Origin of the sequence: Bartonella koehlerae C-29, assembly GCF_000706625.1 — a bacterium.
Lineage (GTDB): Bacteria > Pseudomonadota > Alphaproteobacteria > Rhizobiales > Rhizobiaceae > Bartonella > Bartonella koehlerae.
Genome location: NZ_KL407334.1, coordinates 1,006,916 through 1,019,225, shown reverse-complemented (window position 1 = coordinate 1,019,225; position 12,310 = coordinate 1,006,916). Strand labels below are relative to the sequence as shown.

Genomic DNA, 12,310 nt, shown 5'->3' with positions numbered 1-12,310 from the left:
ATGCTTAAAGATTTATTGTGACTGTCATAAAAGCTGTTCCAGACTTTTTATGCTTGAGCGTGCTCCATAAAACGTTTGAATAGCATGCATCAAGCGATATGGTACCCCCTACAAGCTTTACGCCAGCTGTCCAACTAGCAAGTCGTCCACCTGTAAAACCATACAAAGAGTTTGAAAAAACACGACCATAGTCCAATCCAATATAAGGACGAAGTTCACCAAAAATCCTTTTGAGCTTGGCGTTGTTGCTCCATGGAATGGTTCGCAGCAACAAGTCATTACGAGTAAAAAAACCGTTGTTGCCAAAAAGCAAACTGTCGCGCGTCCCACGAACATTTGAAACACCGCCTAACGAAATCTGCTCCGCGCCCAATAAATTATGCGGTGAATATTGCCCACTCAAAAGATTGCTTAATAGGAAATTCCATGCTCCTAACTTAAAAGGCGTCATTGCACTGAGCGTGCCGGTAAATTTCGTAAACTGAGGCTCCGCATCCCCCGCTCCTGGATCATGTTTTTTAACAGCATGAAACCAGCTGACTCCTTGCAAATAACTGGTATCAAATGTCCATGTTCCTCCTAACATCTGGCGAGAGTGCGAAATCCCAAAATTGGCAACGCTATATTGGCGACTACCAACCTCAATCTTATTGCCAAGAAGATAATTGTGGTTTTTTTTATAAAAAAGACCCAAATTGAAGGTTGTAAGTGAGAGACTATCACGATGAAGAACCCTGCTTGTACCGGCATGTAATTCACTGGAATCCCCCGTAGTCTCAATATCGGTAAAATTTCCATGGATAATACTTTGGTAATTATAGACATAACCGCTCAGGTAAAATGTCCAATAACCATAAGGAATACTCACACGCGCAGAAAGATTATTGCTATGCCCCTCTTGTTTGCTCCCACCCCAATAATCCCGTTCACTGCGTTGATAACCAAAATCCCACGCATCATTGATTTCTAAAATGTTTTCTAACGTTAAACCCGCTTTATAACGCGCGTAGCCCGTCAAGGATTGTCCCATATTGTCATGGGAAACAGTAACCCTCAAAGCTCTCTCAGGCTGATTGTTAATATTTAAAATTGTGCTCCCCTCTTCCTTGCCTGGAAGAAGTTCGCTTTTAGCATGGGCTGAAACAAGCCTGTTTATCTGATCAAGCCCTTGTTCAATATCGCGTATATTGACAATTTGGCCTTTAAGTCCTGGAAAAGCACTCCAAACAATATTGTTATCAGGAAAAGCCGGTAAACCATTATAGTAAATCTCTGATAACTTTCCCTCAACAACAACAAACTTTAGCACCTTGCTGTTTTTGATATCTTGATCTGGTATATAAAAACGCGCCGCTACATAGCCTCTTTCCAAATAAAGCTTGGTTAACTGCTTGATTAATATCTGAATATCAGACAGACCTATACATCTCCCAACATAAGGGGTCGTAACTGCTGATATGGTGCGCTTTTTGATATGATGGACCCCGTCCACAACAATACGATGAACCGCAAAACAGGATCCACCGCCAACAAGCGCTTCCTGTTTTCCTTCGACAAAAGAAGAAACTTTTTCAGGCGCAAAAGCCCTTAAATTCTTAATTCTCTCTAATCTTTGCTGTTCAGACTGTTGCCGAACAAAATTATCTGTGGGGGACTGTGAGAATAAAATAGAAGAAGAACGCCCATAAACTGTGACGCTATCAAAAAAGCCGGATAATACAAAAATGGAAAAAGAAATTCTGAAGGCCAACTTGTGGCTTAACGAAAGAAAAAACATCACAAAATTCCCCTACATTTTATTATTCATTAAGCATTCCTGAAAAATCGTTTAAAAAAATTACATCCTGATAGAAACCTCTTAAAAAATAAAAATGATCACTTCTATATTCGACACTTTTAAAAGCACGTTTACCTTCGCATCCCAATTATGAAATATGAAGACGCCCAATACCTTGATTCTCTAATAACTATGGTAAAACTTGTTTGCCATATCTTCTCCCCTAAATGCTGTTACAGAACCCTCCAGAAAAGAAACATTCAGGCAACAATAAGTACCAAAAAAGAAACTTTTACTCTCTATCTTCTCTGACATCATAAATGTTATAGCTATAGAAAAAACTATTATACGTTTATCAGTATTTTGGATTTACTGTTTTTATAAAGTTTTGCATTGTTTCACTCTTTTCCTTCCTTTTATTAAAAGTTAGAAAACTTACAATAATCAAACTCATCATAAAATTCTTTTATCAAAAACCTTTCTTCTTGTTGCCATCAATATAATTTGTTATGTAGTAAAATTCATACATAAATAATATACATAATGAATAAAATATTAATTACTTTCTAATATTTTTAATATATAAAAATAATCTTTAAAATGTAAAAAGAATAATTTTATAACCTAATATAAAGTATAATTTCTATTTTATTATCTAAATTTAAAAATATCAACATATAAAAAACTATTTTTGAAATTTAACTTTCATAGTATAAAAGAAATAAAAACAATTTAATAATTTCAATATGTTTATAATAATCCTCTTTAAGATTTGTAAATATATTTCGAAATGAAAATAATATTGATATGTAAATTTTTAAAATGATAATAATTATTTCAGTGCACTTCTCTTATGAAATAATATTTTCACCAATATAGATTTGAGGGAGCTTAACTATTTTTTACGACACTCTGAAATCTGATAAAAGCTCTTAACCTGCAATGGTATAATGAAAATTAGGAAGATAAATTTATAACCTGGCTGATTATCAACTTTATAACTATCACTGCTTTATATGATTGAACAATCATCATCAGCCAAGGACATAAGTATATCTTCAAAATAAAATGAGAACTAGCAGATTTTTTCTAATCTTGGATGAGCATTATCAGGTGTCCTTCTAGAACAAATTAGCCGCCTTTTGTTCTTGGCTTAATCCTTATTCGTACTCTGGTGTCCTTTATTTTTCTTAAAATTAAAAAATTTAAGTGCATAAAAGCAAATAATAAGCCAAGAAATCCAACTAACACCTACGATTAAAATGGGTCGCGTATCATCAAAGAACCATAGCAGAATAAAAATAAAAACCATAAATAAGACAGAAAAAATTGATCCTATCGGCCAAAATGGAATTGGAAACTTTAAACTACATTGCACCTCTTTAGACATCTTAAATCGCATAAAAATTTGCGAAAGTAGTATCATGATCCAAACAAAAACTGTTGCAAATGTTGCCATTGCTGCAATGAGAAAAAAAAGCTTATCATGGTAAAAATAATTCAGTACAACACCAAGAAGAAAGATGATAAAAATCAGTAAAATAACAAAAATTGGTATACCGTTTTTTGATAAATATTGAAACTTCTTCAAAGCATAACCTTCTTGCGATAACCCATATATCATGCGACCAGCACCATACATTCCACTATTCATTGCTGAAATAGCGGCCGTAACAACAACAACGTTCAGAATATTAGCTGCTGATGAAATTCCAAGACTTTCAAAAATTGAAACGAAAGGACTTTCCGTAAAGCCAATTTCATTCCAAGGATAAAGTACCATCAAAATGGTTAACGTCATGATATAAAAGAATAAAATTCGAATCGGAGTAGAATTAATAGCCTTTGAAATTGTTTGATGAGGATCTTGTACTTCCATCACCGCCATCCCGATGATTTCTATGCCACCAAAAGCAAAGATAACAACGCTAAAGCAAGCAAAAAAACCAAACCAACCATTGGGAAAAACACCATCATTTTTCCATAGATTACCGATACTAACTGCAGAAGAAATTGTACTTGTACCCAAACCACAAAAGATAATTGTTACTCCTAAAACAATGATAGCAATGATAGCAATGATTTTGATGAAAGACAGCCAAAACTCTAGCTCACCATATACTTCTACTGCTGCCAAATTAATACCGGTAATGATTAATGTAATGCTAAGGGCCCATATCCAAGGTGCAATATCAGGATACCAAAATCCCATATAGGTGGCAAAAGCTGTGATATCAGCCAAACCAACAAGAATCATCTCAAAAACATATGTCCATCCTGTTAAAAAACCAGCCAATGGTGATATATAATTTGCAGCATAACGAGCAAAAGAGCCAGGTAATGGATTATGAATGATCATCTCACCTAAAGCCCGCATAACCATAAAAATAGCTAAACCAGCAATACAATAAGCAATCAAAACACTAGGACCAGCAAACTTGATGGCTTGTGCAGATCCGTAAAAAAGACCCGTTCCAATAGCAGAACCAAGAGCTAAAAAGATAACCTGGCGCTTGCTCATACCTCGTTTAAGTTCATTTGTTGCCATTTCTTTCCTTCTTCAAAATGCTACCATCCCCTAATAAAGATAAAATTCGTAGATTTATAAGCATCGAAGCCGGTTGAAATGTGAAAAAACTCTAACGGATCTGGAGGACTTGCAATTTCTGTTGCTTCATTTTCACAAAAGAGTACAGCATCATAACGGCTAAGATGCATAACTTCATTTTAAGTGATAATGCAGCAAACTGCGGTTACAATAAAAAAATCGCACCCTCTTGCCTTCTCAATTTAAAGAGTTACTGATAACAAAAAAACCTGATTTGATGACACTCTTTCAGTATCCTTACAGCATATTTAAAGTTTAATTCTTGTCGCGTTTAGCAAAAAAACTTTAGAGGAGCAAGCTGTTATCGAGAGATAAATCCAACATAATGAAAAACATATTATGCACAACAGTAAAACTGTCATTACTGTACTCTAGAGAAGAATTAAATGCACATTAAAACAGATTTTTGATATTGTATTTTTTTACTTTTCAATGCTCTTATTTTAAACTAGTCAAAACTGTTCAATAATAACTTAGAACTGGTTTAACCCATTGAAAAACAATTTTAGAATGGATCTAATATGCAATTCATGCACTCTCTTGAAATGAAAGTAGTGTATATTCAAGAGAGCGATGATGTTGGCTTTATTATTTCATAAATGTAAAAGTGATAGCGGTTCGTGAATTTTACATGTAGATGATTGGTTTATTTTATAACAAGATACTCGGTCTGTTTAAGAACCAAAGAGTTTGCTGTTTTAAGTGCTATTATAATGGTCTTGAATTATCAAAAGAATGAAGAAATCGATGATACAAATTATTATACGGTACTGTTTCTTTGATTTATGAAATCTATATGCTTATATTCTGTTTTGAAAAACAGTATCTACGGACATTCAAACACTTCATATTAAGAAATTTAATCTAAATTCTTATTCTATTTGTTCAGAATCAATTGAGATGGCAATATGAAAACTCTTCTTACTGGTAATGTTGCTTACTTGAATAAGATATTGACTTATAAGGATAATTTATCTTTTTTGCAACTTGAATGAGAGACTAGAATATCATAAGATTCTCTCATTCACCCCCTTTTATAGTGAATCAATCACTTTTATTCATTTGCACGTCACAAGTGGATTTATCATGTGGATAACAACTATTCAAGATAAGGAATAAACATGCCTCTTAATCAACCGTCTTAATGCAAGGGTTATGCAACATTGGAGCTAACAAATAGAATGGTAGTGTCTGCTTGATTCAACCATGAGCGATATAATATAAGCTCTACTCAACATTTCCCTCTTTACGCTCATGAAGAACAAGATCAGAAATTATTATTATATTTTTAAGCTCCTAATATTACATGACTCTTGCTCTAGCATTTAAATGATTCATAAAAGGTATATTGACTCCTTTCTTAAGCGATTTTCCCCCATATTGCTCCTTCTTGTAACGTATAAGCCAATGTTTATGGTTTTGAATCAGAGAAGTTGCAATCAGAAAAACTTCCTTGATTAGCTACTCTTTGAATATGAAGAAGATAGTTATAAGTCAATTTATGGTTCTTATCTTAAGAGCACACTATTTGTATTTTTTTTTGCTTTTGTTTGCCATAATTCACTATTTCTTCTTCCTTCTTGCTCTCAAAATAAATATTACTCTGGCTTTAATTGTGGAAAAATTGTTTCTGATACAACGGATAATAAATGCCCTTCACTCACAAAGATATGCGCTTTATGGAGATCTGGAGCCAGATAACGATCTACCTTCAAAGTATCAATATTTTTGCGGAGATATTCTATAACAGACTGCAATAAACAGCTTGTTTTTAAAGAAGCCCGATATTCAATTCCTTGTGCTGCAACAAGCGTTTCAATACCAATAATAGTAAAAAGATTTTCACTCATTGCCAACAATCGACGAGCACCATGGCAAGCCATTGAAACATGATCTTCCTGATTTGCTGAAGTTGGCGTTGAATCAACCGAAGCAGGATGTGCCATTTGTTTATTTTCAGACATTAAAGCTGCTGCTGTTACTTCAGCAATCATAAAACCCGAATTAAGACCCGCATTTTGGGCTAAAAAAGCTGGAAGCCCATAAGAAAGCGCTGGATCAACCATAAGAGCAATGCGCCTTTGAGAAATTGATCCTATTTCACATAATGCAAGAGCGATCTGATCAGCAGAAAATGCTACAGGTTCAGCATGAAAATTTCCACCCGATATCACTGCACCGTCGCTTAAAATCAATGGATTATCTGTGACTGCATTTGCTTCAATAATCAGTGTTTTTGCTGCTGCCATAAGAAGATCAAAACATGCGCCCATAACCTGCGGTTGACAACGTATACAGTAAGGATCCTGTACACGGTCATCATCACACAAATGTGCTTCCCGAATTCCTGAATCCTTTACAAGTTTTTCTAATGTTTCTGATACAACAATCTGTCCATAATGGCCTCGTAAAATATGGATATCAGGATGAAATGGTGCCGTTGATCCCATGATAGCGTCTGTCGTCAATGCTCCTGCAAGAAGTGCACCACACAATGCCCGATAACCTCGAAAAAGACCTGCAAGAGCAAGTGCTGTTGATGTTTGGGTGCCGTTAATAAGAGCCAAACCTTCCTTTGCCTCTAAAGTAATAGGACACAACCCTGCCTTTTCTAAAGCAGCAGCCCCACTCATACGAGTACTCTGAAAAAATGCTTCTCCCTCTCCCATCATAACAGCAGCCATGTGAGCAAGTGGGGCAAGATCACCTGATGCACCAACAGACCCCTTTTCAGGGATAACAGGAATAACTCCATTTGCAAGCATATTTTCTAGCAATTGCACCAACTCTAGACGAACACCTGAAGCCCCTCGCCCTAATGAAATAAGTTTTAAGGTCATCATCAAACGCACAATATTTTCTGCTAAAGGCACCCCCACACCACAACAATGTGACAAAATAAGATTTCTTTGTAAAATAACTACATTGTCCGCACTGATTTTAATCGACGCTAATTTACCAAAACCGGTATTGATACCGTAAACTGGTTCACTTCCAGCGGCAATTTTTGCAATGCGTTCTGCTCCCTTCTTGATAGCAAAATGCGTATCATGATGAAGTTTGCTTACTTCACCATTCCAATAAACAGATTCAAGTTGGCTAAGCATTACTTTGCCCGGATCTAGTACAATAGTCATAATTTTCTTTCTCGCTTATTTATAAATACTTAATATTGCTGCTTATTTATCAAACAAAAAAGTACTTTTGCTATTTAATACTTATGCGACGCTTTAAATTGCTTAGATAAACCAATTTTGCCCATTATTTAAATCTGCTCAATAACGATACTCGTACATTTTCTTTCGACAATTTCACGAAAAATAAAAATATTAAGACAATATATGCATATCACTTTACGAATAATTTTTATGAAATTTTCAATGCAATAACGCAATATATTATAGAGTACCATCATCATACTTATAATCAAGAAACAAAGATTTCGAAAATAAAATTCCTGAATTCCACTCTGCTTCCTAAAATAACAGTTCTGTCTTATAAATTAGATTTTTCATTTATACAGAATGTAATGTCTCTATAAAAATAGCAAAAATTACAGCAATTTTTCCTATTAAGCCCCCCACTCTCTTGATTTTAATATTAAAAACAATTAACCACAATGACTATAAAAAAACAATAAGCTCTATCCTTTTAAAATTTTTTTCCCATTCAATATAACTTAATAACGCATTTTCATAAAGTTATCTTTTAAAAATAAGAATAATCTTATTGTCAAAAATCAAGACCAGTTACAAAAATGATAAAAAATAAAATGGAAAATTTTGGTGCACCCGACAGAATTCGAATCTGTGACCTCTGCCTTCGGAGGGCAGCGCTCTATCCAGCTGAGCTACGGGTGCTTATAGCTGGTTATTAAAATCATCTTTAGCCTCTTAACTGATCATACTCTCGGCTTCAATGATGAATTATCATTCTGATAAAAATATTTGTTTATGTTTTATGCAAACTACATAATCTTCTTTCCCTCTCCAGCAATGAGCTTTTCTCTATAAACAGCTTCTTTTTTGCACAAAATTCTCTTCTTGTTATAAAAATAGCTTTTATTACAACTTCAAAACTCTCAAAAAGTAAGTTACAAATAAATTGCAAATATCAGGATAATTTTTTAATGACTCGATTACCAAGCCGCTTTCATTTTATTTCTGCGGAAACTGAAGATGCCATTAAAGCGACCAATAAATTAATTTCCGTTTACGGTCACTATTCTTTGGAAGAAACTGACGTCGTTGTTGCAATTGGTGGCGACGGAACAATGTTACAAACAGTACGCAATGTTATGAACACCGGAAAACCTATTTATGGCATGAATCAAGGGTCTGTAGGGTTTCTTATGAATGAATTTCATGAACAAAAATTGCCAAACCGTATTGCCGTCGCACATAAAAAGGAGATTCATCCCCTGCGTATGATTGCAAAAGCTGAGTGTCAAGGAACTATTGAAGCACTCGCCATCAATGAAGTATCTCTCTTCCGTCAATCTTATCAGGCAGCAAAAATTCGTATCAGCATTGATAACAACGTGCGTATGGAACAATTAAGTTGCGATGGTATCCTCGTTGCCACACCAGCAGGATCTACCGCGTATAATTTATCAGCACAAGGACCTATTTTGCCTCTCATGGCTCCCCTTATGGCGCTTACTCCTGTTAGCCCTTTTCGTCCTCGTCGCTGGCATGGAGCACTGCTTCCTAATACGGCGATAGTACACTTTGATATGCTCGAATCTAATAAACGCCCCGTGAATGCCGCAGCCGATAATGTTGAAGTCAAATCTGTTTATTCAGTTACTATTTCAACGGCAACAGAAGTAATAGTCTCAATCCTTTTTGATTCTAATCATTCATGGGATGAACGCATTTTATCAGAACAATTTCTCTATTAATTATTGTATTATGCTCTCTATGCGAGTATGTCAGTTATAGTTGACTTTTTTATGAAGGCATCTTACCTCTCTCTAATAATATAGGATATTTAATTTTACTAAGAACTTGGAGAGCGAAGTTAAAATCGCAGAACAGTTGATAAAAAAAAAATGACACAACCTTTAAACAGTTTTGATGATTTAGGTCTTTCTGCAAAGGTTATCAAGGCAGTAAAGTTAGTTGGATACACTGTTCCAACGCCTATTCAGAGTGGTACAATTCCCCATGTACTGCAAAGAAAAGACGTTTTAGGAATAGCCCAAACAGGAACTGGAAAAACAGCCTCTTTCGTTTTACCTATGCTGACTCTCCTCGAAAAAGGGCGTGCAAGAGCGCGCATGCCCCGTACTCTCATACTAGAACCAACACGGGAACTTGCAGCCCAAGTTGAAGAAAATTTTGATAAATACGGAATAAATCATCGTTTAAATGTTGCTCTTCTCATCGGTGGCGTATCTTTTGAAAAGCAAGATCGTAAACTTGAAAGAGGAGTTGATGTTCTTATAGCAACACCAGGACGCCTTCTTGACCACTTCGAACGCGGTAAATTGCTCTTAATGGGTGTTGAAATCCTTGTTATTGATGAAGCTGATCGTATGTTGGATATGGGTTTTATTCCTGATATTGAACGCATCTGTAAACTAACCCCCTTTACGCGTCAAACTTTGTTCTTCTCCGCAACAATGGCGCCAGAAATCATAAAACTAACAAAACAATTTTTACATTCTCCTGTGACTGTTGAAGTTACAAAAGCATCCTCTACAGCTAGCACAATTACACAGCGGCTCGTCAAATCTGGAAATAAGTCATGGGATAAAAGAGCTGTTTTGCGAGAACTTATTCACAATGAAGGTGACGAACTTAAAAATGCTATTATTTTTTGTAACCGAAAGAGAGATATCTCTGAACTTTTGAGGTCGCTCATCAGACATAATTTTAGTGTAGGCGCACTCCATGGTGATATGGACCAATATTCTCGTATGAGCACATTGGCCGATTTTAAAGACAACAAAATCACACTTCTTGTCGCTTCTGATGTAGTCGCGCGTGGACTTGATATTCCAGCCGTAAGTCATGTCTTCAATTATGATGTTCCTACACACGCTGAAGACTACATTCATAGAATTGGTCGTACAGGACGTGCAAATCGTAGCGGAAAAGCTTTCACGATTGTCACAAAAGCTGATCAAAAATATATCAGTGCCATTGAAGAAATAAGCAATGAAAAAATTGAATGGCTCAATGGAGATCTCTCTACTTTAACAACCACTGATCAAACAGATGATATCATTTTAAAGAGAAAATCTCCAACACCATCAAAGAAAACTGCTCAAAAAGAGTGTTCTGTGCACACCCAAAAGTCCTTTAAAAATGATAAAGTTGGTTATACGAAAGCTACAAATAATAAAGTCAATTTACTTCAAAAACATAATCATCGAAAAAATAACAATCATACTCCCCCTGGATTTGGCGATGATATACCAGCATTTATGCTCATAAAAATCCGCACTTAAAATAGAAATTCGCTTCTTGGATAGGGCAAATCATCAAAAAAACAATTAAACGAATATAATACCCCAGAGGCATTCGTTTTTATTTCCCTTGTATAGTCAGTCTTTTTATTACTTTCTCACGTCCTAAAAGCTGTAAAAGTTTTCCCATTTCAGGTCCATGATCCATTCCAGTAAGTGCCTGACGCAAGGGCAGAAACAAAGCTTTTCCTCTACGACCTGTTTTTTCCTTTAATGCCGTCGTCCAGACTTTCCAACTTTCATCATTCAATGCACCTTCGGGCAATAAATTGAGTGACTGACGAACGAATGCGCGATCCTCAAGCGTCACTGTATCAAAGTTCTGTTCATCATGAAGCATTCTCCACCACAAAACAGCATCATTCACTTTATCAATATTGCTTCTTATTGTGTTCCAAAAATACTCCACCTTTTCTCCATTAATAGAAAGATTTTCAAGCCGTTTTTTAACTTCCTCATAGGTTAACTCGTGGACAAGATAACTATTTAAAGTAAGAAGATCAGCAGTATCAAATTTTGCAACCGATCTTGAGGTATCTTGCAGATTGAAATGCTTTAAAAGAGCTGCTTGATTAGGATAAGGATACACATTTTGTGACGTTCCAATCAAAACAGCAAGACACTGAACAGCTATAGATTCAAATCCTTCTGCCCGTAGAGAACGGATAGAAAGATCATTGTTCCGTTTTGAGAGCCCTTTTCCTAAAACCGTGGTCAACAAATTAATATGACCAAAAATTGGCAATTTAGCATTGAGGGCTTCAAAAAGAGCAATCTGTGCACCTGTATTTGTAATATGATCATCCCCACGAATAATATGCGTAATAGCCATATCTATATCATCAACTACAGAGGGTAACGTATAAAGATAGCTTCCGTCTTCACGAATTAAAATAGGATCTGAAAGAGAAGCTAAATCTATTATCTGCTTTCCCTTTACTGCATCGTTCCAACAAACTTCTGTTCGCTTTTTTTGTAAAGGATTATCTTTAAAATTAGGGAGAAGAAAACGCCAATGAGGTTTACGACCTTGTGTTTCAAATTCTCTTTTATCTTCTGGTGTCAATTTCAATGCAACGCGGTCATAAACAGGAGGCAATTTTCGTGAAAGTTGGATTTTACGACGCCGATCTAATTCTTCTGCTGTCTCATAACAGGGATAAAGAAGACCACGTTGTTTGAGAATTTCTGCAACTTCATCATATCGATTAAATCGCTTAGATTGATAATAAATTTCATCTGGTTGAATACCAAGCCATTCAAGATCAATAGCAATAGCATCAATATATTCCTGCTTAGAACGTTCAACATCTGTATCATCATAGCGCAAAATAAATGTTCCATTATGTGCTTGCGCATAAAGCCAGTTGAACAAGGCAATACGTATATTACCAATGTGAATATAGCCTGTTGGAGAAGGTGCAAAACGAACTTTTATCATAAAACAATG

6 protein-coding genes and 1 tRNA gene are annotated in these 12,310 nt (G+C 35.5%); 2 read left to right on the top strand and 5 right to left on the bottom strand.

The features are described from left to right. Positions 1–4 precede the first annotated feature (4 nt). The 4 genes from O9A_RS04280 to O9A_RS04265 form a co-directional block, all read right to left on the bottom strand. The gene (locus O9A_RS04280) at positions 5–1,777 is read right to left on the bottom strand and encodes a ShlB/FhaC/HecB family hemolysin secretion/activation protein (protein WP_034459133.1); all 1,773 of its coding nucleotides are present in this window, start codon (positions 1,775–1,777) and stop codon (positions 5–7) included. 1,153 nt (positions 1,778–2,930) lie between these two features. After that, entirely contained in the window at positions 2,931–4,325 is a 1,395-nt protein-coding gene (locus O9A_RS04275; RefSeq protein ID WP_034459130.1) for an amino acid permease, read from the bottom strand. Positions 4,326–5,983: 1,658 nt separating this feature from the next. Then, positions 5,984–7,522, bottom strand: a complete 1,539-nt coding sequence (gene hutH, locus O9A_RS04270) for a histidine ammonia-lyase (RefSeq protein WP_034459127.1) — start codon at positions 7,520–7,522, stop codon at positions 5,984–5,986. Positions 7,523–8,168: 646 nt separating this feature from the next. After that, positions 8,169–8,245 (bottom strand) — tRNA-Arg (locus tag O9A_RS04265). Between the two features lie 269 nt (positions 8,246–8,514). Here O9A_RS04265 and O9A_RS04260 point away from each other — a divergent pair. Both O9A_RS04260 and O9A_RS04255 read left to right on the top strand, forming a co-directional pair. Beyond that, a complete protein-coding gene (locus O9A_RS04260; RefSeq protein ID WP_034459125.1) occupies positions 8,515–9,288 on the top strand; it encodes an NAD kinase in 774 nt (257 codons plus the stop codon). A gap of 150 nt (positions 9,289–9,438) precedes the next feature. Beyond that, complete coding sequence (locus tag O9A_RS04255) at positions 9,439–10,842, top strand: DEAD/DEAH box helicase (protein WP_034459120.1); 1,404 nt, start codon at positions 9,439–9,441, stop codon at positions 10,840–10,842. Between the two features lie 79 nt (positions 10,843–10,921). On the opposite strand, the gene gltX is transcribed toward O9A_RS04255, so the two are convergent. After that, a complete protein-coding gene (gltX, locus tag O9A_RS04250; RefSeq protein WP_034459117.1) occupies positions 10,922–12,301 on the bottom strand; it encodes a glutamate--tRNA ligase in 1,380 nt (459 codons plus the stop codon). Positions 12,302–12,310 lie beyond the last annotated feature (9 nt).

What these genes read in the sequence shown, in the direction of transcription:
- gltX (WP_034459117.1), bottom strand. Translation starts at nt 12,301, where the DNA reads ATGATAAAAGTTCGTTTTGCACCTTCTCCAACAGGCTATATTCACATT.
- O9A_RS04275 (WP_034459130.1), bottom strand. Translation starts at nt 4,325, where the DNA reads ATGGCAACAAATGAACTTAAACGAGGTATGAGCAAGCGCCAGGTTATC.
- O9A_RS04260 (WP_034459125.1), top strand. Translation starts at nt 8,515, where the DNA reads ATGACTCGATTACCAAGCCGCTTTCATTTTATTTCTGCGGAAACTGAA.
- O9A_RS04280 (WP_034459133.1), bottom strand. Translation starts at nt 1,777, where the DNA reads ATGTTTTTTCTTTCGTTAAGCCACAAGTTGGCCTTCAGAATTTCTTTT.
- O9A_RS04255 (WP_034459120.1), top strand. Translation starts at nt 9,439, where the DNA reads ATGACACAACCTTTAAACAGTTTTGATGATTTAGGTCTTTCTGCAAAG.
- hutH (WP_034459127.1), bottom strand. Translation starts at nt 7,522, where the DNA reads ATGACTATTGTACTAGATCCGGGCAAAGTAATGCTTAGCCAACTTGAA.